This window comes from Aeromicrobium marinum DSM 15272 (assembly GCF_000160775.2).
Classification (GTDB): domain Bacteria; phylum Actinomycetota; class Actinomycetes; order Propionibacteriales; family Nocardioidaceae; genus Aeromicrobium; species Aeromicrobium marinum.
In genome coordinates, this window is record NZ_CM001024.1 from 2,818,691 (window position 1) to 2,837,123 (window position 18,433).

At 72.0% G+C, this 18,433-nt stretch carries 20 protein-coding genes; 6 read left to right on the forward strand and 14 right to left on the reverse strand.

Features of this window, described 5'->3' with window-relative positions; all coding sequences use genetic code 11:
- Window positions 1–192: 192 nt before the first annotated feature.
- The 6 genes from HMPREF0063_RS14190 to HMPREF0063_RS14215 form a co-directional block, all read right to left on the reverse strand.
- On the reverse strand, window positions 193–1,626 hold the full coding sequence (locus tag HMPREF0063_RS14190) for a HAMP domain-containing sensor histidine kinase (protein ID WP_007079391.1): 1,434 nt from the start codon (window positions 1,624–1,626) through the stop codon (window positions 193–195).
- A complete protein-coding gene (locus HMPREF0063_RS14195; protein WP_007079392.1) occupies window positions 1,623–2,312 on the reverse strand; it encodes a response regulator transcription factor in 690 nt (229 codons plus the stop codon). The genes HMPREF0063_RS14190 and HMPREF0063_RS14195 overlap by 4 nt, the downstream gene beginning before the upstream one ends.
- A gap of 209 nt (window positions 2,313–2,521) precedes the next feature.
- The gene (locus HMPREF0063_RS14200) at window positions 2,522–3,382 is read right to left on the reverse strand and encodes a fructosamine kinase family protein (protein WP_007079393.1); all 861 of its coding nucleotides are present in this window, start codon (window positions 3,380–3,382) and stop codon (window positions 2,522–2,524) included.
- A 39-nt stretch (window positions 3,383–3,421) separates the two neighbouring features.
- The gene (locus tag HMPREF0063_RS14205) at window positions 3,422–3,925 is read right to left on the reverse strand and encodes a low molecular weight protein-tyrosine-phosphatase (RefSeq protein WP_007079394.1); all 504 of its coding nucleotides are present in this window, start codon (window positions 3,923–3,925) and stop codon (window positions 3,422–3,424) included.
- The gene (locus tag HMPREF0063_RS14210) at window positions 3,925–4,308 is read right to left on the reverse strand and encodes a phage holin family protein (RefSeq protein WP_007079395.1); all 384 of its coding nucleotides are present in this window, start codon (window positions 4,306–4,308) and stop codon (window positions 3,925–3,927) included. Before HMPREF0063_RS14210 ends, HMPREF0063_RS14205 begins: the two co-directional genes overlap by 1 nt.
- A gap of 26 nt (window positions 4,309–4,334) precedes the next feature.
- Window positions 4,335–5,279, reverse strand: coding sequence for an EamA family transporter (locus HMPREF0063_RS14215; RefSeq protein WP_007079396.1), 945 nt, complete (start codon window positions 5,277–5,279; stop codon window positions 4,335–4,337).
- Between the two features lie 159 nt (window positions 5,280–5,438).
- Between HMPREF0063_RS14215 and HMPREF0063_RS14220 the strand changes: the two genes are divergently transcribed.
- From HMPREF0063_RS14220 to HMPREF0063_RS14235, 4 genes are all read left to right on the forward strand, one after another.
- Complete coding sequence (locus HMPREF0063_RS14220) at window positions 5,439–6,494, forward strand: histidinol-phosphate transaminase (RefSeq protein WP_040320315.1); 1,056 nt, start codon at window positions 5,439–5,441, stop codon at window positions 6,492–6,494.
- Window positions 6,495–6,625: 131 nt separating this feature from the next.
- On the forward strand, window positions 6,626–7,741 hold the full coding sequence (locus HMPREF0063_RS14225; protein WP_007079398.1) for a thiamine pyrophosphate-dependent dehydrogenase E1 component subunit alpha: 1,116 nt from the start codon (window positions 6,626–6,628) through the stop codon (window positions 7,739–7,741).
- Complete coding sequence (locus HMPREF0063_RS14230) at window positions 7,738–8,727, forward strand: alpha-ketoacid dehydrogenase subunit beta (RefSeq protein WP_007079399.1); 990 nt, start codon at window positions 7,738–7,740, stop codon at window positions 8,725–8,727. The genes HMPREF0063_RS14225 and HMPREF0063_RS14230 overlap by 4 nt, the downstream gene beginning before the upstream one ends.
- Window positions 8,724–9,965, forward strand: coding sequence for a dihydrolipoamide acetyltransferase family protein (locus HMPREF0063_RS14235; RefSeq protein WP_007079400.1), 1,242 nt, complete (start codon window positions 8,724–8,726; stop codon window positions 9,963–9,965). The genes HMPREF0063_RS14230 and HMPREF0063_RS14235 overlap by 4 nt, the downstream gene beginning before the upstream one ends.
- Window positions 9,966–10,420: 455 nt before the next feature.
- Here the strand turns inward: HMPREF0063_RS14235 and HMPREF0063_RS14240 are convergent, their stop codons facing one another.
- Window positions 10,421–10,624: a hypervirulence associated TUDOR domain-containing protein gene (locus HMPREF0063_RS14240; protein ID WP_007079401.1), complete on the reverse strand. Its 204-nt coding sequence runs from the start codon at window positions 10,622–10,624 to the stop codon at window positions 10,421–10,423.
- A gap of 36 nt (window positions 10,625–10,660) precedes the next feature.
- On the opposite strand from HMPREF0063_RS14240, the gene HMPREF0063_RS14245 reads away from it, so the two are divergent.
- Window positions 10,661–11,908, forward strand: a complete 1,248-nt coding sequence (locus HMPREF0063_RS14245; protein ID WP_007079402.1) for an MFS transporter — start codon at window positions 10,661–10,663, stop codon at window positions 11,906–11,908.
- Here HMPREF0063_RS14245 and HMPREF0063_RS14250 read toward each other — a convergent pair.
- The 4 genes from HMPREF0063_RS14250 to HMPREF0063_RS14265 form a co-directional block, all read right to left on the reverse strand.
- On the reverse strand, window positions 11,895–12,371 hold the full coding sequence (locus tag HMPREF0063_RS14250) for a GNAT family N-acetyltransferase (RefSeq protein ID WP_040320316.1): 477 nt from the start codon (window positions 12,369–12,371) through the stop codon (window positions 11,895–11,897). The two genes, HMPREF0063_RS14245 and HMPREF0063_RS14250, sit on opposite strands and share 14 nt — an antisense overlap.
- A gap of 70 nt (window positions 12,372–12,441) precedes the next feature.
- The gene (locus HMPREF0063_RS14255; protein ID WP_040320317.1) at window positions 12,442–13,374 is read right to left on the reverse strand and encodes an oxidoreductase; all 933 of its coding nucleotides are present in this window, start codon (window positions 13,372–13,374) and stop codon (window positions 12,442–12,444) included.
- 67 nt (window positions 13,375–13,441) lie between these two features.
- Window positions 13,442–13,960, reverse strand: a complete 519-nt coding sequence (locus HMPREF0063_RS14260) for a hypothetical protein (protein WP_156794145.1) — start codon at window positions 13,958–13,960, stop codon at window positions 13,442–13,444.
- A 37-nt stretch (window positions 13,961–13,997) separates the two neighbouring features.
- A complete protein-coding gene (locus tag HMPREF0063_RS14265; RefSeq protein ID WP_007079404.1) occupies window positions 13,998–14,798 on the reverse strand; it encodes a maleylpyruvate isomerase family mycothiol-dependent enzyme in 801 nt (266 codons plus the stop codon).
- Between the two features lie 117 nt (window positions 14,799–14,915).
- On the opposite strand from HMPREF0063_RS14265, the gene HMPREF0063_RS14270 reads away from it, so the two are divergent.
- The gene (locus tag HMPREF0063_RS14270) at window positions 14,916–15,326 is read left to right on the forward strand and encodes a DoxX family protein (RefSeq protein WP_007079405.1); all 411 of its coding nucleotides are present in this window, start codon (window positions 14,916–14,918) and stop codon (window positions 15,324–15,326) included.
- 83 nt (window positions 15,327–15,409) lie between these two features.
- Here HMPREF0063_RS14270 and HMPREF0063_RS14275 read toward each other — a convergent pair whose 3' ends face one another.
- The 3 genes from HMPREF0063_RS14275 to HMPREF0063_RS14285 all read right to left on the reverse strand — a co-directional run bounded on the left by HMPREF0063_RS14275 (window position 15,410) and on the right by HMPREF0063_RS14285 (window position 18,399).
- Window positions 15,410–17,281, reverse strand: a complete 1,872-nt coding sequence (locus HMPREF0063_RS14275; RefSeq protein ID WP_007079406.1) for an acyl-CoA dehydrogenase — start codon at window positions 17,279–17,281, stop codon at window positions 15,410–15,412.
- Window positions 17,282–17,390: 109 nt separating this feature from the next.
- Window positions 17,391–17,984, reverse strand: coding sequence for an HAD family hydrolase (locus HMPREF0063_RS14280; RefSeq protein WP_007079407.1), 594 nt, complete (start codon window positions 17,982–17,984; stop codon window positions 17,391–17,393).
- Window positions 17,985–17,991: 7 nt separating this feature from the next.
- Window positions 17,992–18,399 (reverse strand): phage holin family protein, encoded by a 408-nt coding sequence (locus HMPREF0063_RS14285; RefSeq protein ID WP_007079408.1) that lies wholly within the window; start codon window positions 18,397–18,399, stop codon window positions 17,992–17,994.
- Window positions 18,400–18,433 lie beyond the last annotated feature (34 nt).

Below are 18,433 nucleotides of genomic sequence, written 5' to 3' on the forward strand. Positions count from 1 at the left end.
GGGGGCGGCGCGGGCCGGTCGGCGTCGAAGCGGTGGACGAACGACGCGTCGGCCGGCGGGGGCGGCGTGCTGGCCGGTCCCGAGGGGATCGGAACCGTCGGCTCAGCCGCCGAGGCGTCCTGCTCGTGGGGCGGGACGGAGGGTCGGGGCGAGAACGGGTCAGTCGGTTCGCTCATGGGTCAAGAGTCCTCTTCATCGCTGAGACAGGTCTGAGAGCCGTGTGTGAGGCCCGGAAGAATCGGGTGCGGCCGGGATCGACAGCGAGAACGTCGCGCCCTCGCCCGGGTCGGAGGTGACGGTGACCGATCCGCCGTGGCGTTCGGCACAGCGGCGGACGATCGACAGCCCGAGCCCCGAGCCGGGCAGGGTGCGTGCCTCGGTCGACCGGTAGAACCGGTCGAACACGTGGGGCAGATCGTCGGGGCTGATGCCCGGTCCGTCGTCGGACACCACCACCGCGCCACCGGTCAGCCGCACCCGGACGGTGCCGCCGGCCGGGCTCCACTTGGCGGCGTTGTCGAGCAGGTTGGTGACGGCGCGCTCGAGCATGCGGGGTTCGCCGATGACCATCCACGGGGACAGGTCCACGTCGAAGGTCAGCGACGGCGCCCGCAGTCGGACCCGGTCGAGCGACTGGGTGACGACCTCGGCCAGGTCGAGCGGCTCCGGGTCGTTCTGCAGGGGTTCGTCGCGGGCGAGCTCCACGAGGTCGCCGATCAGGGTGGTCAGCTCCTCGACCTGGGCGCCGACGTCGGCCATGATCTCGTCGCGCTGGTCGTCCGAGAGCGGACGGTCCGAGCGGCCCGCCTGCCGGAGCAGCTCGATGTTGGTGCGCAGGCTGGTGAGCGGGGTGCGCAGCTCGTGCCCGGCGTCGGCGACGAGCTGGCGCTGGCCCTCCTGCGAGGCGTCGAGCGCCACCAGCATCTGGTTGAACGCGATGGTGAGCCGGGCCAGCTCGTCGCGGCCGGACACCTCGATCGGGTGCAGCTCGTGGGTGCGGGCGACGTGCTCGGCGGCGGCGGTCAGCCGGCGCACGGGACGCAGCCCGTTGGCGGCGACCGTCCAGCCGACCATCCCGGCCACGAGTCCGCCGGCAGTGCTGGTGAGCAGCAGGATGAGACCCAGCCGGTCGAGCGTCCTGGTGACCGACTCCATCGGCTGCACCATGACGAGCGCGGACCCGGGGCCGGCCTGCACGGCGACGACGCGGTACGGGTCACCGTCGATGGTCGCCGTCCGGGCGGACGATGCCTTGCGCCCGATCGAGACCTCCAGCTCCTTGTGCGTGGGGCGGATGCTCTGGTTGCCGGTGAGCGTGGCGATCAGCTGGCCGCCCTCGACCCGGAAGATGTCGATGCCGGCGACGTCGAGCAGCTCGGCCTGGGTCCCGGTGAGGTCACCGGGCGAGTAGCCGGCCGCGACCGCCTGCTCGGCGCGAGCGGTGATCGAGGTGTCGAGGTTGCTCACCAGCTCGGCCCGCACGACGAAGTACACCAGCGCGCTCATGGACCCGAGCGTCAGTGCCACCGCGGCGGTGGTGATGAGCGTGACGCGGGCCGCCAGCGAGACCTTGCTGGTGAACCGGTGGACCCGCCGGTGGGCGGCGTCGGTGGCTCCACGGATCACGGCGGGGTCTCGCGCAGGACGTAGCCGACCCCTCGGACCGTGTGGAGCAGCCGGGACTCACCCTCGGCCTCGAGCTTGCGCCGGACGTAGCCGACGTAGACCTCCAGCGAGTTCGCGGTGGTGGGGAAGTCGAAGCCCCAGACCTCCTCCAGGATGAACGAGCGCTCCAGCACGCGCCGGGGGCGGCGCAGGAACAGCTCCAGCAGGGCGAACTCGGTGCGGGTCAGGGACAGAGCGCGGTCCCCGCGTCGCACGTCGCGGGTGCCCGGGTCGAGCGACAGGTCGGCGAAGACCAGCGGCGCCTCGTCCTCCAGCTCGGCGGACCGGCTGGACCGTCGCAGCAGCGCGCGCAGCCGGGCCAGCAGCTCCTCGAGCGCGAAGGGCTTGGTGAGGTAGTCGTCGGCACCGGCGTCGAGACCGTCGACCCGGTCGGTCACCGCGTCGCGGGCCGTCAGCACGAGGATGGGCACGTCGTTGCCGGCACTGCGCAGCGCGCGGGTGGCGTCGAGGCCTCCGAGCCGGGGCATCATGACGTCCATGACGATGGCGTCGGGCTGCACCTGGGGGGTCCGGGCGAGTGCCTCGGCCCCGTCGGAGGCCAGCTCGACGGTGTACCCGTTGAACTCCAGCGAGCGACGCAACGAGTCGCGGACGGCTCGGTCGTCGTCGACCACCAGGATGCGCATGGGTCCAGTCTGCCCCGGATCCCTGAACCCCGGCTGAGATCACCCCCGCCCCCGGGCGGTAGGTGGGCAACCGAACCCACCGGCGGGCGGTAGGTGAGCAACCCCATGCGGGCCGTGATCGGTTGCCCACCCACCGCCGGCCACCGGGAAGGGTTGCTCACCTACCGCCGGTCCGGGGTGGCGCCTGCGGCCGGCGGCGGGGCGTCGCGTCAGAGCAGCGAGCGTGCGGCGTCGGCCGCGCGGGGACCGTAGCTGCCGCCGAACATCACCGCGTGCACCAGCAGCGGGTGCAGGTGGTGCAGGGCGACCCGGTCTCGCCATCCCTCGGCCAGCGGGGCGGCCTCGTCGTAGGCGTCGATGATCCGCTGCAGGTGAGGAGCGCCGAACAGGGCGAGCATCGCCAGGTCGGTCTCCCGGTGACCGCCGTGGGCGGCCGGGTCGATGATCCAGGCGTCACCGTCGACGCCCCACACGATGTTGCCCGACCACAGGTCACCGTGCAGCCGGGCCGGGGGCTCGAGGTCGCCGGCGAGGTCGTGGATGCGCCGCACGGCCGCCTCGATGACGGCGGCCTCCTCGGGCAGCAGGGCGGCCCGGTCGACGGCCGCCCGGACGTACGGCATGACGCGACGCGACGCGTAGAACTCCGGCCACGTGGGCAACGGACGGTTGGGCAGGGGGGCGAGGCCGACGAACCCGTCGGTGTCGGCGCCGAACGTCGGCGCGCCGGCCGCGTGCGTGACGGCGAGCGCACGGCCCAGGCGCTCGGCGGAGTCACCGGACGGTTTGGCGGGCTCGACCCAGGCGAGCACGAGGCAGTCGTCGGCGGCGGCGAGCAGCTCGGGGACGCGGGCGCCGCCGGCCTCGGCGAGCCAGCGCAGACCGGCCGCCTCGGCTTCGAAGAACCCGGCGGGAGCGTGCGGTCGGGTCTTGATCACGGCGCTGCGACCGTCGGTGAGCCGCAGGCGGGTGGAGGTGCAGATGTCGCCCCCCGCCACCGGGGTCGTGGACACCACACCGGTGCCGAGCAGCTGCTCGGCCCGCTGCGCCGTCCCCGTCATGCGTGCCATGAGCGTGAGGTTACCGGGTGGTTCGGCTCTGCGGCCCGGTCAGGAGCGAGGTGCCGTACGGGCGCGGAGGTGCTCGACGATGCCGTCGACCGTGCGCTCGACCATCTCCAGGACGTCGCGGAAGCCCTCGTCGCCCCCGAACCAGGGATCGGGGACCTCGTCGTCCCGGTCGTCGGCGGCCGGGTCGAAGCTGCGGAACATCCGCACCTGCTCCTGGGCGTCGACCGTGGGCGCGAGGTCGGACATGTTCGCGAGGTTCGATGCGTCCATCGCGAGCAGCAGGTCGTGCTCGGCGTACCAGTCGACCGTGAACTTCCGGGCCCGGTGACGACTGGCGTCGTAGCCGGCCTCGGCGAGGGTGGCCGCCGCGCGCGGGTCCATCGGTTCGCCCACGTGCCAGTCACCGGTGCCGGCCGAGGCGACGGTGACGCGGTCGCCGAGCCCGGCCTCGGCGAGCCGGTGCTCAAGAACCACGTGGGCCATGGGCGACCGGCAGATGTTGCCGAGGCAGACGACCGCGACCCGGTAGGGCTCGGCCGGCATCAGCGCTTGCCGACGAGGCCGGCCACGACGGTCTGCGACATCGAGATGACGACGGAGGCGAGGACGGCCCACCAGAACCCGTCGACGAAGAAGGTGACGTCGAACGCGTCGGTGATGCGCTGCGTGAGCAGCAGAAGCAGCGCGTTGATGACCAGCAGCGCCAGGCCCAGGGTGATGATGATGAACGGCAGGGACAGGACCTTGACGATCGGTCCGATGATGGAGCTGACCAGCGTGAACACCAGGGCCACGACGAGCAGCGTGATGACCCGCTGCGTCGCCGGGTCGTTCGGGTCGCCGATGTCCATGCGGTCGCCGAGCAGCCACGCGGAGAAGGCGAGCGCCACGGCGCTGACCAACCAGGTCGAGAGGAAGCGTTCCATGACCTGATTGTGGCACCACCGGTCCGTCAGGTCGGGGGTGGCAGCGGTGCCGGTTCGCTGCGGCGGGAGGTCTGGGCGAGCACGACCCCGCTCAGCACCATCGCCATGCCCAGGATCTGCAGGGGCGTGAGCGTCTCGCGGAACCACCCCCAGCCGACCAGGGCGGCCACGACCGGTTCCAGCATGGCCACGACGCTCACGATCGTCGCCGACAGCATCCGCAGGGCCACGAGCAGCAGGAAGAACGGCGCCACCGTGCCCAGCACCACGACCCACCCCATGGCGGCCCAGGCCGGCACGACGACCTCGTCGAAGCGGCCGAGGGCGGAGGCGTCCGCCCCGAGGGCATCGGCGGTCCACACCGGCTGGACGAGGTTCATCACGACGGTCGCCGCCGCGAACGACCAGACGATGACCTGCAGGGGGGAGTCCGCGTCCACCCCGCGTTCGCCGAGCAGGAAGTAGGTGGCGAAGCAGACCGCGGCGAGCAGGGCCATGGCGACGCCCAGCCCGTCGAACTCCAGCCCGCTCCAGATGCGGCTCACGACGGCCAGCCCCAGCACGGCCAGGCCCAGCGCCGGCCACATCCGCGGGGCCACCGGCTCGGACCGCACGAACCGCACCCACAGCACCACCAGCACGGGGCCGAGGTACTCCAGTAGCAGGGCGATCCCCAGCGGCAACCGGTTGATGGCCACGTTGTAGGTCCACTGCACCCCGGTCACGCCCACCAGGCCCAGGCCGACCACCAGCAGCAGGGACCGCCCCCGGGGCGGGCGCAGCGCCGCCCGGTCGACGGCCACGGCGACGAGGACCAGCACGGCAAGGGCGGCGGTGATGCGCACCGACGTGAAGGTGTCGGTGGGGGTGCCCGAGCGCAACGGGATGCGGGAGACGCCGGCGTTGACCCCGAACAGCACGGCCGCGGCGACGACGAGCAGGTAGCCGAGCCGGGGCGATCGCGACGTCACCGGCCGATTCAACCAGCCCGCCCGGGTCGGCGGTAGGTGGGCAACCCTTCGCGCGGTGCGGCGGTGGGTGGGCAACCCTTCAGCCGCGGCAATCGGTTGCTCACCCACCGCCGGCGGTGAGGTTCGGTGGCTCACCTACCGCTCACCTATCCTCAGGGGATGGTCGCTCCCACGCCTCGTCCCGCGCTCGCGGGGATCCCCGTCTACCGCGCGGGACGACCGGCCGCCGACCCCGCGTCGAAGCTGTCGAGCAACGAGCTGCCGTTCGATCCGCTGCCGGGGGTGCTCGACCGCGCCGTCGCCGAGCTGCGTCACGTCAACCGCTACCCCGACGCCGGCTGCACCGCGCTCACGACCGCGCTCGCCGGGCACCACGAGGTGGATCCGGACCGGATCGCGATCGGGACCGGGTCGGTCGCGGTCCTCTATGCCCTGCTGTCGGCCTTCTGCGGCCCGGGCGATGAGGTGGTCCTGCCCTGGCGGTCGTTCGAGGCGTACCCGATCGCGGTGGAGCTCACCGGCGCCGCGGGGGTGCGGGTGCCGGTCGGTGCCGACGGCACCCACGACCTCGCCGGCATGGCGGCCGCGATCACCCCGCGCACCCGGGCGGTGCTGGTCTGCACGCCCAACAACCCGACCGGCCCGGTCGTGACGGCCGACGAGCTGGCGTCCCTCGTGGCCGCCGTCCCTCCGTCGGTGCTCCTGGTCGTGGACGAGGCCTACGTCGAGTTCGTCACCGATCCGGCGGCGGCGTCCGGCCCGGACTGGCTCGACCGCGAGAACGTCGTGGTGCTCCGCACCTTCTCCAAGGCCCACGGCCTGGCGGCCCTGCGGGTCGGCTACGCCCTGGCGCACGCCCCGGTCGCCGAGGCCGTCCGCAAGGTGCTGCCGCCGTTCGGGGTCTCCGACGTCGCCCAGGCGGCCGCCATCGCCTCGTTGGAGAGCCTCGACGCGATGGGCGAGCGCGTGGCTGCCGTGGTGGCCGAGCGGGACGCGGTGGTCGCCGGCCTGCGCGGTCAGGGGTGGGACGTGCCGCAGGCGCAGGGCAACTTCGTCTGGCTCCCGCTCGGTGCGGAGGCCGTCGAGTTCGCCGCCGCTGCCCAGCCGCTGTCGGTCCGGGCGTTCGCCGGCGAGGGCGTCCGGGTGACCATCGGGCTGCCCGAGGTGAACGAGCAGTTCCTCGCCACGACACGGCGGTGGCGCACCGGCTCCTGATCGGGTTACCGTGGAGGCACGGTGTGACCCCGTTCACACCGTGGTCGCCCTCCCGGCCCCACCACGGCCGGCGGACGACCCCGACGCACCGGCCGCGGAGACCCCGCAGGCCGGCTGACCGAGGGAGCCGCATGACTGCGCCCGTGCACCACCCGACCGGCCCCGAGCCCGTCCAGCTCCTGACCCCCGAGGGGATCAGGACCGACCACCCCGACCACGTGTTCGACGGCGACACCGCGGCCGTCGCGGCGCTGTACCGCGACCTCGTGCTGGTCCGCCGCGTCGACACCGAGGCCTACGCGCTGCAGCGGCACGGCGAGCTGGGTCTCTGGCCACCGTCCCTCGGTCAGGAGGCGTGCCAGGTCGGTTCGGCCCGCGCCCTGCGTCGCCAGGACTTCGCCTTCCCGACCTACCGCGACCATGGGGTCGCCTGGAGCCGGGGCGTCCCGCCCGAGAAGCTGCTGGGGCTCTACCGAGGCGTCTCGCTCGGCGGCTGGGACCCCGCCGACCACGGCTACGCCCTGCCGGCGATCATCATCGGCGCGCAGACGCTGCACGCTGCCGGGTACGCGATGGGCGTGACCTTCGACGGCGACGTCGGCACGGGCGATCCCGACCGTGACACCGCCGTCATCGCCTACCTGGGCGACGGCGCCACCAGCCAGGGAGACGTCAACGAGGCGCTGGACTGGGCCGCGGTGTTCGGCCTGCCGGTCGTCTTCCTCATCGAGAACAACCAGTACGCCATCAGCTCGCCGGTCGCGCGCCAGAGCGCCGTACCCCTGGCGCAGCGGGCCGAGGGCTTCGGGCTCCCGGGAGTGCGGGTCGACGGCAACGACGTGCTGGCCTGCCACGCGGTCACGTCCGCGGCGCTCACGCGGGCGCGCGACGGGGAGGGGGCGACCCTCATCGAGGCCGTCACCTACCGGATGGGCGCCCACACCACCTCCGACGACCCCGGCCGCTACCGCGAGGCCGCCGAGACGGAGGAGTGGTCGGCCCGTGATCCGCTGCTGCGGGTCCGGCGCCACCTGGAGTCGGTCGACTGGCCGGAGTCGTTCTTCGACGACCTCGACACTGAGGCCGACGACCTCGGCGAGCGCCTCCGGGCGGCCTGCCGCGCCCTGCCCGAGCCGGATCTCGCGACCCTGTTCGACCGGGTCCACGTCGACCCCGACCCGACCCTCGCGGCCCAGCGCGAGGAGTACGTCGCCTGGCGTGCGGGGTTCGACGGGAGCGCGGCATGATCGCCCGCGAGAAGGTCAGCATCGCCGGGGCCCTCAACGCCGGCCTCCGGGCCGCGATGGAGTCCGACGACCGGGTGCTGCTGATCGGCGAGGACATCGGCCGGCTCGGCGGCGTCTTCCGCGTCACCGAGGGTCTGCAGAAGGACTTCGGCGGTCAGCGGGTGATCGACGCGCCGTTGGCGGAGTCCGCGATCGTCGGCACGTCCGTCGGCCTGGCGATGCGTGGCTACCGGCCGGTGATCGAGATCCAGTTCGACGGGTTCGTCTACCCGGCGTACGACCAGATCGTCAACCAGGTCGCACGGTTGCACTTCCGCAGCGAGGGCGCCGTGCGCATGCCGATCGTGATCCGGATCCCCTACGGCGGTGGCATCGGTGCCGTCGAGCACCACTCCGACAGTCCCGAGGCCCAGTTCGTCCTGACGGCCGGCCTGCGCGTGCTGGCCCCCGCGACCCCCCACGACGCCTTCTGGATGGTGCAGCAGGCGATCGCGTCGGACGACCCGGTGGTCCTGATGGAGCCCAAGCGCCGGTACTGGGAGACCGGCCCGGTCGGTGACACCCCCGACCCGATGTCGGCCTCCGTGGTCCGTCGGGACGGAGCCGACCTGACCCTCGTCACCTACGGACCGATGCTGCGCACCTGTCTGGACGCGGCGGACGCCGCGGCCGAGGACGGGCTGGACCTGGGGGTCGTCGACCTGCGGTCGTTGTCGCCCCTGGACCTCGGACCGGTGGTCGAGTCGGTGCGGCGGACCGGGCACGCGGTCGTGGTCCACGAGGCGCAGCGCACGCTCGGCCTCGGCGCGGAGGTCGCCACCCGCCTGACGCAGGAGTGCTTCTACTCCCTCGAGGCGCCGGTCCACCGGGTCACCGGCTACGACCTGCCGTACCCGCCGAGCCGGGTCGAGGACGACTTCCTGCCCGACGTCGACCGCATCCTCGACACCGTCGACGCGGTGCTGGCCTACGGGGAGGCGCGATGAGCGAGTTCAGGCTCCCCGACGTCGGCGAGGGTCTCACCGAGGCCGACATCGTCACCTGGCACGTCGCGGTCGGCGACGTGGTCGCGGTCAACGACGTCCTGGTCGACATCGAGACCGCCAAGTCGATCGTCGAGCTGCCCAGCCCCTTCGCGGGGGAGGTGACCGAGCTGCTCGTCGAGGAGGGTCGAACCGTCACCGTGGGCACGCCGATCGTCCGCATCGGCGCCCCCGCGTCCGGGGCGGACGCAGGGGCGGAGACGTCCCAGGACACCGCTGCGCCCGAGCGCCACGGGGTGCTCGTGGGCTACGGACCACGCGAGGGCCGCCCTCATCGCCGGCGCCGTCGTACGTCGTCGGCCGTGGACGCGCCGGTCGTGGCCCCGGTTGCGTCCCGCCCGTTGGCGAAGCCGCCGGTCCGCAAGCTGGCCAAGGACCTGGGGGTCGACCTGACCGAGGTGCCGTGCGACGGTGTCGTGACCCGCGCCGACGTCGAGGCGTTCGCCCGGGACCGGGAGCAGGCCGTGACGCCCGTGGCCCCGCCCGGTGGCGACCGCCGTGTCCCTGTCACGGGGGTGCGCCGGGCGACCGCGGAGGCGATGGTGGCCTCGGCGTTCACCGCGCCTCACGTCACCGAGTGGGTCACGGTCGACGTCAGCCGCACCATGGCGCTGCTCGAGCGGCTGCGCTCCGACCGTGCGTGGAGCGAGGTGTCGTTGACGCCGCTCGCGCTGGTGGCGCGTGCCGTCTGTCTGGCGTTGCGCCGCACACCCGAGCTGACCGGGGCGTGGGACGGTGACGCGATCACCTACCCGGAGCAGGTCGACCTCGGCATCGCGGCCGCGACCGAGCGGGGGCTGGTGGTGCCCAACATCCGCGGCGCCGACGCCCTCGATCTGAGGGGTCTCGCCACCGCTCTGTCGGAACTGACGGCCACGGCGCGGGCGGGCCGGGTCCAGCCGGCCGATCTGGCCGGTGGCACCTTCACCATCACCAACATCGGCGTGTTCGGCATCGACGCGGGCACCCCGATCCTGAACCCGGGACAGTCCGGCATCCTGGCCGTCGGGGCGATCAACCGGCGGCCGTGGGTCGACGAGCACGACCAGGTGGTGCCCCGCTGGGTCACGACGCTCGCGCTGAGCTTCGACCACCGCGTCGTCGACGGTGAGCAGGGCTCGCGGTTCCTCGCCGACGTCGCGTCGGTGCTGCGCGACCCGGACCTCGCGCTCACCTGGTGACGACTGCGAGCCCTCCCTCGGTGGTCGAGGCGCGAGCCGCCGGCCCGCTGGTCGAGGCGCGAGCTGCCGGCTCGCTGGTTGAGGTGCGAGCTTGCGAGCCTCGAAACCACCTGGGGCCGGTGTGGTTTCGAGGCTGCTCGTTCCTCGCAGCACCTCAACCACCGAGATCGCTCGCGAGCTGGTGTTCGCCAGTCCGCGAGGAACGAGCGGACGTGAGCGGAGCGAGGCGAACTCGCGTGAGGGACGCCTCGGGCTCCGCCCTCACGGTCGCTGCGCTCCCTGGCGACCACAGGGTGTGGTTTCGAGGCTGCTCGTTCCTCGCAGCACCTCAACCACCGAGACCGCGCGCGAGCTGGTGTTCGCCAGTCCGCGAGGAACGAGCGGGCGTGAGCGGAGCGAGGCGAAGCCGCGTGAGGGTCGCCTCGAGCGGCTCCCGGGCGCCCGCGATGGGGGCCTCAGGTCTTCGTGAGGCTGGACTCCCGGTGGGCGGCGGTGGCACCGGTCTTCTCCGACGTGACGATCCAGTAGGGATCGTCGTCCGAGGCGTTGAACTGCTGCCGGTCGTGCTGGAAACGCGAGGTCCGCTTCTCGTCGGCGGTGCCGTACGTCGGCCCCTGGGAGGTGTTCCACTGCACGCGGTCGCCCTTGGTGATCGTCATGCGGGGGGCGTACCCCGACGGACCTAGGATGAACCGGTGAGTCGGGCAGCGGGGTGGGTCTGGGCGGTCGCGTTCTCGGTGTACCTGCTCGCGGTGTTCCACCGGTCGTCGCTGGCCGTCGCCGGTCTCGTGGCGAGCGAGCGGTTCGGCATCACCGCAGCCCAGCTGGCCACCTTCGTGACGCTGCAGCTGCTGGTCTACGCGAGTCTGCAGATCCCGGTCGGGCTCGCGATCGACCGGCTGGGTCCGCGGCGGGTCCTCACCTGTGGGCTCGTGGTGATGACGGTCGGGCAGCTCACGTTCGCCGTCGTCGACACCTACCCGGCGGCCGTCCTGGCCCGGGTGCTGGTGGGCGCGGGCGACGCGATGACGTTCGGCTGCGTGCTGCGGCTGGTGAGCGCTTGGTTCTCCCCACGCCGCGTGCCGCTGATGACCCAGCTGACCGGGGTGGGCGGCCAGTTCGGGGCCATCCTCGCCGCCGTCCCGATGACATGGGCCTTCGGTGAGTTCGGCTGGACCCGCACCTACGCCGGGGCCGCGTCGATCGGCATCGTCCTGCTGGTCGCGCTCCTGCTGGTGGTGCACGACGCGCCGGGGGCGCGCCGGGTCGTCGGTCCGCGGATGTCGGTCGGTCTGGTGCGCCGCAGCCTCGCCGACTCCTGGAGCCACCCCGGCACCCGGCTGGGCTTCTGGACGCACTTCACGACCCAGTTCAGCGCCACGACCCTCGGGATGTTGTGGGGATACCCGTTCCTGGTCCGCGGCGAGGGCCGGTCGGAGGCGACGGCGGGAGTGCTGCTGACCGTGCTGGTGGTCGCCGTCATGACGGCGGGGCCGATCATCGCGTGGCTCGTGACCCGTCACCCCTACCACCGTTCCGACCTCGTGATGGGGGTCGTCGGCGCGATCGTCGTGGTGTGGACCCTGGTGCTGGCGTGGCCCGGCGATGCACCCCTGGCCGTGCTCGTCGCCCTCGTGGTCGTGGTGGGGATCGGCGGCCCGGCCTCGATGATCGGCTTCGAGTACGGGCGCGAGTTCAATCCGTCCCACCGGCTGGGGGCGGCGATCGGCATCATCAACCAGGGCGGGTTCCTCGCGACCCTGGTGCTCGTGGTCGCGATCGGCCTCGTGCTGGACTGGCGGACGCCCGAGGGTGCGGGTTTCACCCCCGAGGCGTTCCGGTGGGCGATGGCGTGCCAGTACGTGCTGTGGGCGTTGGGCCTCGGGCAGATCTGGCGCTACCGGCGCCGGACGAGACGTCTGGCCGGGCTCAGGACTCCTTGACCAGCATCAGGTTGGTCTTGCCGGCGTGGTCGAGCTCGCCGACCGGCTCGTACCCGCGGCTGCGGTGGAAGGCCAGCGAGACGTCGTTCGTGTCGTAGACCTCCAGCGCGACGGGCGTCTCGGTCTCGATCTCGTCGTACAGCTGGGAGGCGACGCCCTGACGGCGGTGGGTCTCGGCGACGACGATGCGGTCGAGGTACACGTACTCCTCGAAGCGCTTCTCGAACCACTCGTAGCGGCTGGACTCGTAGTCGGCACCCGGGGGCAGGGTGATCACGAAACCGGCGATGTCGCCGCCGTCGTCGAGCACGAGGGCCTGGTCGGCCTGGTCGACGAGGTGGGCCAGCTTCTGCTCGTCGAGCGGACCGACGCCCTCGAGGGCGTTCTGGTTGAGGTCGATGATGGTGTCGAAGTCATCGGGCTCGATCTCGCGGATGGTCGTGTCGGGGACGGTGGCAGTCATGGACGGGCTCATTGACGTACAGGTTATGTCAACCAGCCGGATTCGGCCAGCCGGTCCGGGCTCGACCCGCTCAGACGGTGAAGTCGAGCCCGACCGCGCGTTCGGAGGCGGACCACACGTCGCGGGCCAGCTCGGGGTCCCGCGCGGCGCTGGTCATGCCGACCCGGTGGGGCCGTCCGCGCATCTGACGGAACCCCTTCGGACCGATGTACTCCCCGCCGGTCAGGGTCGGGTCGCTGGCCGCCATCAGCAGCGGCCAGGCGCCGGCCCTGGCGGACTGTCCGATGACCTTGGTGACCTGGTGCATGCCGAACCCGATCGGGCCGCCACCCCCCACGCCGACGCCGGTCCGGGTGAGGTTGGTCGCCGCGTACCCGGGGTGGGCCGCCACGCTGACCACGTCGACCCCGGCCGCCGTCGCCCGACGGTCGAGCTCGAGCGCGAACAGCAGGTTGGCCAGCTTGGACTCGCCGTACGACCGCCAGCGCCGGTAGGGGCGCTTGGATCCCTCGGGGGTCAGGCTGTCGAGGTCCAGGGAGCCGACCGTGGTGTGCGCCATCGACGACACCTGCACCAGCCGTGCCGACGACGCCACCAGCAGCGGCCACAGCACGGCCGTCCACGCGAAGTGTCCGAGGTGGTTGGTGGCGATCTGCAGCTCGAACCCGTCGACCGTGCGGCGCTCCGGCGGGATCATGATGCCGGCGTTGTTGATGAGCAGGTCGATCCGGTCGTAGGCGTCGACCACACCCTGCGCCGACCGCTTCGACGCCGTGAGGTCGGCGAGGTCGAGCTCGACGACGTCGACGCTGGTGCCGGGCGACTCCTTCGCGAGCCAGCTCAGTGTCTCGTCGGCCTTGGCGGTGTCGCGGGCGGTCACGACCAGATCCGCGCCGTGCCGGCCGAGCTCGCGGGCGGTGTGGCGCCCCAGTCCCCCCGTCACTCCGGTGATGAGGGCGCGACGGCCCGTGAGGTCGCCGATGTCGTCCGTCGTCCATGCCATGGCCCACAGCGTAGCCACCGGTGACCGGGTCCGCCGCGTCGTCGCGCGACGTGGGCAGCGGCCGGTGCTACGCGTCCGATCCGGCAGCGCGACGGCGCTGCACGAACACGGCGATCGCCAGCACCAGGCCGGCCCCGGTGCCGATGGCGCCGATCCGTCCGCCCCGGCCGGCCGCGTCGAATCCGTCGACCACGGCGAAGCCGTACGCCGCGGTGTCGGTGCGTCCGTCCTCGGGCACGCACGTCACCACCAGGCCGTCCTCGCTCTCGGCCTCGACGGCGAGCAGGTACCACCGCACGCCGGAGGAGTCCACCGACAGGTCGAGCGTCGCCTCCGGCACCTCCTCCGGTTCGGCCTCGGGGTCGTCGGCGGGCCGGGTGGAGCAGACGATCGTGCGGTCGGGCTGGCTCTGGTCGGTGAACACCGCGAGGGTGCGGCCGGCGGCGTCGACGGGGGCGTTCGCCGGCGTGACCGTGGCGGTACGGACCTCGTCCCACGCGCCGGCCGCGATGACGGTGCCCACCATCGAGCTGCCGAGGGCCACGAGGAAGGCCGCGAGGTACCAGAGGGGGTTCGTCAGTCGCACGGCCACCACCCTGTCACGGTTCGATGCTTCCCACGGCTCAGAACGTGACGGTCATGGCCGCGACGACCCGTCGGCCGAGGTCGACGTCGCCGTCGATCTCGACCGGGACGGACTCGGCCCCTCGGCGACCGGCGGCGAGGACGCAGAACGTCTCGCTGTCCAACGTGATCGTGGTCGTGGCGGACGCCACAGCGTCGTCGCGGCGGGCGCGTCCGTCCTCGCCGACGGTGACGCCGAGCTCCAGCTCGACCGGTCCGGTGACCTGCCAGCGGACCGTCGTCCCCATCGGGGCTCCGACCTTCTTGCCGACCACGAACGGCATGGCGGCGGCGAGCGACTGCAGGGTCACGACGGCGGCCGCACGGTCGAGACCGCCGGACCGCCCGACCGCCCGGCGGATGTCCTGCTCGTGCGTCCAGGCATCGATGACCCGGTTGCGCAGCAGCGTGTCCCACGTCCAGGAGACGCCGCCCGGGGTGAGGGGCGCGGGGGCGGAGGCGTCGTCGGGCAGGTCCGACAGGGCCGCCGTCCGTGCCTCGACGGCCGCGCGCAGCTCGTCCACGACCTGCGAGGCGGGACGGCCCCGACGGGCGAGCACACCGGCCTCGGTGTAGTCGGAGGCCAGCGTGGATCCACCGTCGACGTCGGGCCGCGTGTCGGCCTCGATCCCGGCCAGCACGCTCTCGAGATGAGCCAGGTGGGCCAGCACGTCCTGGACCGTCCACCCGGGACAGTCCGTGGGGGCGGACAGGTCGTCCGCACCGAGGGTCGGGGCCAGGTCGAGGACCGAGGTCATCGTGTCGGCCCACGCGTCGACGTGCGTGCGCAGCATGCTCATGGGACTCCGTTCGGCGGACGATCGGCCCCACCTTCCCACATCCTGGCCCCGGACCGGCCGCGCGGCGAACGGTGCGGTGTCTTGACCGCGGTCGCCAGGAGGCGGAGGATCCGCCCCATGGATGAAATCTTTCTGATCGGCCGGCTGATGTTCTGCTTCCTGATCGTCATGTCCGGAGTCGGGCACCTGATGGCGACCGACGCGATGGCGGGCTACGCCGAGATGCGAGGCGTCTCGAACGCGAAGCTGATGACCCAGGTCAGCGGTGTCGCGCTGCTGGCGGGCGGCCTCTCGGTCGCCCTCGGCATCTTCGGTGACCTCGGGGCGCTGGGTCTGGCGATCCTCCTGGTCATCATGGCCGTGACGATGCACGCCTTCTGGAAGGAGACCGACGCCATGAACAAGCAGATGGAGATGGTCGCCTTCAACAAGGACATCGCACTGGCCGGTGGAGCGCTCGTGATGTTCTCGATCCTGTCGAGCGACTTCGCGCCGTACACGCTGGTGGATCCCTTCATCAACTGGTGACCAGGATCAACTGGTGACCAGCACCCCCTGACGCACGACGAAGGCCCCCACCCGTCCGGGTGGGGGCCTTCGTCACGCGGGGATCAGAACGCGGCTTCGTCCAGCTCCATGATCGACGCGTCGACGCTCTCGGCCATGACGCGCTGGGCGGTCAGACCCGGCAGCACGTTGCGGGCGAAGAACGACGCCGCCGCGACCTTGCCCTCGTAGAAGGCCTTCTCCGACGCCGGCAGCTCGCCACCGAGCTTCTCGAGCGCCACCTCGGCGCCGCGGAGCAGCAGCCACGAGACGACCAGGTCGCCGAGCACGTACACCAGGCGGGTCGTGTTGAGCCCGACCTTGTAGATGTTCTGGATGTCGCCGGCCTCGTCGGCCGGGTTCGACGCCATCAGGTCGCCGAAGACGGCACCCAGGATGGCCTGCGTGTCCTCCAGGCCCTTGGCGAGCAGGTCGCGCTCGACCTTGAGGCGGCCGTTCCCGGACTCGGCCGCGATGAACTTCTCGATCTCGCCGGAGACGAAGCCGATGGCCTGGCCCTTGTCCTTGACGATCTTGCGGAAGAACAGGTCCTGGCCCTGGATCGCGGTGGTGCCCTCGTACAGCGTGTCGATCTTCGCGTCGCGCACGTACTGCTCGACCGGGTAGTCCTGCAGGAAGCCCGAGCCGCCGAAGGTCTGCAGCGACTCGGTGCCCAGCAGGACCCACGAACGCTCGGAGCCGTAGCCCTTGACCAGCGGCAGGAGCAGGTCGTTGATCGCCTCGGACAGCGAGGCGTCCTCGCCGGCCGCCGTCTTGATCATGACGTCGTCCTGCCAGGTGGCGGTGTAGAGCATCAGCGAGCGCAGGCCCTCGGCGAACGCCTTCTGCGTGAGCAGGGAGCGGCGCACGTCGGGGTGGTGGGTGATCGTGACGCGCGGCGCGGTCTTGTCGGCGGCCTGCGTCAGGTCGGCGCCCTGCACGCGCTCCTTGGCGAACTCCAGCGCGTTGAGGTAGCCGGTCGACAGGGTCGCGATGGCCTTGGCGCCCACGAACATGCGGGCGTTCTCGATGACGCGGAACATCTGGTTGATGCCGTCGTGGACCTCGCCGAGGAGCCAGCCCCGGGCGGGACCGCCGAGGTTGGTGTCGCCGAAGGTGACCTCGCAGGTCGTGGAGACCTTGATGCCCATCTTCTTCTCGACGTTGGTCACGTAGGCGCCGTTGCGCTCGCCGGTGAGCTCGCCGGTCTCGTGGTCGAAGTGGATCTTGGGCACGAGGAACAGGCTGAGCCCCTTGGTGCCGGGTCCGCCGACACCCTCGACGCCGACCGGGCGGGCCAGCACGAGGTGCATGATGTTCTCGCTCATGTCGTGCTCGGCCGACGTGATGAACCGTTTGACGCCCTCGATGTTCCAGGAGCCGTCCTCGTTGGGGAAGGCCTTGGTGCGGCCGGCGCCGACGTCGGAGCCGGCGTCCGGCTCGGTCAGCACCATGGTGGCGCCCCACTGCTTCTCGATCATGTGGCCGGCGATCGTGCGGTCACGCTCGATGCCGTTCTCGAAGACGATCCGGGCGAAGGCGGGGCCGGCGGCGTACATCCAGATCGCCGGGTTCGCGCCGAGCACGAACTCCGCGCCACCCCAGATCAGCGAGGCGGGGGCCACCTGACCACCGAGCTCCTCGGGGACCTGCAGGCGCCACCACTCCGCGTCCATCCACGCCTTGTACGAGGCGGCGAAGGCCGGGTTCATGGTGACGGTCTTCTCGGCCGGGTCGTAGACCGGCGGGTTGCGGTCGGCGTCGTCGAAGGAGGCGGCCAGGTCGTCGCGGGACAACCGGTCGATCTCGGACAGGATGCTCTTCGCGGTGTCGGTGTCGACCTCCTCGAACGGGCCGGTGCCGAGGATATCCTGGCGACCGAACAGCTCGAAGAGGTTGAACTCGACGTCGCGCAGGTTGCTCTTGTAGTGGCTCATGGGGTCCCTTGCTTCTGGGGGGCGTCGGGGGAGCGGCGCAGCAGGCGTCTACTGGCCGGTAACTTGAGTATGCGCGATCGCCGGACCGCGGGCAAACCCGAGGAAGTCCTCAGGTCGGGCGGCCGCGGAGCCAGTCGGGCAGCTCGACCAGCGAGGCGAGCACGTGGTGCGCGCCGGCCCCGAACAGGTCGCTCGAGGAGCACGGGCCCGTGCTGACCCCGACGCCGGTGGTGCCCGACGACACCGCGGCCTCCATGTCGTGCACGTGGTCGCCGACGTAGACCTCGGCCGCTCCGCGGCGCAGCACGTCGGCCTTGCCGTCGCGCCACACGTCGCCGACGACCTCGTCGACCTGCAGGCCGAGGTGCTCGACGTGCAGGACCGCGTTGGCCCGGTTCTTGGCGGTGACGACCACCACCCGCCCCCGCGAGCGCGCCGCCGCCAGTGCCTCGTGCGCCCCGGGAAGGACCTCGACCCGCTGCGGAGCGACGGCCGGGTAGAGCGCGCGGTAGCGGTCGGCCAGGGCCGGCACGTCCTCGGCGGGGAACCAGTGGGCCAGCTCGTGCTCGACGGGCGGTCCCAGCCGCGACACGACCAGGTCGACGTCGATCCAGGTGCCCGTCTCGGCGGACAGGGCCTCGTAGGCCGCTCCGACCCCCGGGCGGGAGTCGATCAGCGTCATGTCCAGGTCGAACCCGATCACGTGACGATCACGAGGCGGAGTGCTGACCCTTCAGGGCGGCCGGGATCTGCTTGGCGGTCTCGATGCTCTGCTCGGGCGCGCGGATCTTCTTGACCCGGTTGACGCCCACGAGCACCAGCAGCGCCGCGAGCAGCACGTAGGCACCCGAGACGATGAGGAAGCACCACGCCGGGTGCAGCCCGGTCATGGTGAGGAAGAACGCGGCCGCGATCGACAGCAGGATGATGACGAGCAGGCCGATGAACCCGGCCACGAGGAACAGGGCGGTGCCCAGCAGGCCGGCCTTGACGCTGAACCTCAGCTCGGCCTTGGCCAGCTCGATCTGCGCCTGCACCAGCGCCGAGAGGTCCCGCGTCGCGTCGGCGACGAGGCGACCGATGGTGGGGTCGTCCGTGATCTCGTCCTGCGTGCTCATGAGCCGAGCCTACAAGTCGTGCGCCCTGTCGCGC

Excerpts from the sequence above, each read along its gene's own strand:
- HMPREF0063_RS14195 (WP_007079392.1), bottom strand. The coding sequence starts at position 2,312 with ATGCGCATCCTGGTGGTCGACGACGACCGAGCCGTCCGCGACTCGTTG.
- HMPREF0063_RS14200 (WP_007079393.1), bottom strand. The coding sequence starts at position 3,382 with ATGGCACGCATGACGGGGACGGCGCAGCGGGCCGAGCAGCTGCTCGGC.
- HMPREF0063_RS14205 (WP_007079394.1), bottom strand. The coding sequence starts at position 3,925 with ATGCCGGCCGAGCCCTACCGGGTCGCGGTCGTCTGCCTCGGCAACATC.
- HMPREF0063_RS14210 (WP_007079395.1), bottom strand. The coding sequence starts at position 4,308 with ATGGAACGCTTCCTCTCGACCTGGTTGGTCAGCGCCGTGGCGCTCGCC.
- HMPREF0063_RS14220 (WP_040320315.1), top strand. The coding sequence starts at position 5,439 with ATGGTCGCTCCCACGCCTCGTCCCGCGCTCGCGGGGATCCCCGTCTAC.
- HMPREF0063_RS14225 (WP_007079398.1), top strand. The coding sequence starts at position 6,626 with ATGACTGCGCCCGTGCACCACCCGACCGGCCCCGAGCCCGTCCAGCTC.
- HMPREF0063_RS14230 (WP_007079399.1), top strand. The coding sequence starts at position 7,738 with ATGATCGCCCGCGAGAAGGTCAGCATCGCCGGGGCCCTCAACGCCGGC.
- HMPREF0063_RS14235 (WP_007079400.1), top strand. The coding sequence starts at position 8,724 with ATGAGCGAGTTCAGGCTCCCCGACGTCGGCGAGGGTCTCACCGAGGCC.
- HMPREF0063_RS14240 (WP_007079401.1), bottom strand. The coding sequence starts at position 10,624 with ATGACGATCACCAAGGGCGACCGCGTGCAGTGGAACACCTCCCAGGGG.
- HMPREF0063_RS14250 (WP_040320316.1), bottom strand. The coding sequence starts at position 12,371 with ATGACTGCCACCGTCCCCGACACGACCATCCGCGAGATCGAGCCCGAT.
- HMPREF0063_RS14255 (WP_040320317.1), bottom strand. The coding sequence starts at position 13,374 with ATGGCATGGACGACGGACGACATCGGCGACCTCACGGGCCGTCGCGCC.
- HMPREF0063_RS14265 (WP_007079404.1), bottom strand. The coding sequence starts at position 14,798 with ATGAGCATGCTGCGCACGCACGTCGACGCGTGGGCCGACACGATGACC.
- HMPREF0063_RS14270 (WP_007079405.1), top strand. The coding sequence starts at position 14,916 with ATGGATGAAATCTTTCTGATCGGCCGGCTGATGTTCTGCTTCCTGATC.
- HMPREF0063_RS14275 (WP_007079406.1), bottom strand. The coding sequence starts at position 17,281 with ATGAGCCACTACAAGAGCAACCTGCGCGACGTCGAGTTCAACCTCTTC.
- HMPREF0063_RS14285 (WP_007079408.1), bottom strand. The coding sequence starts at position 18,399 with ATGAGCACGCAGGACGAGATCACGGACGACCCCACCATCGGTCGCCTC.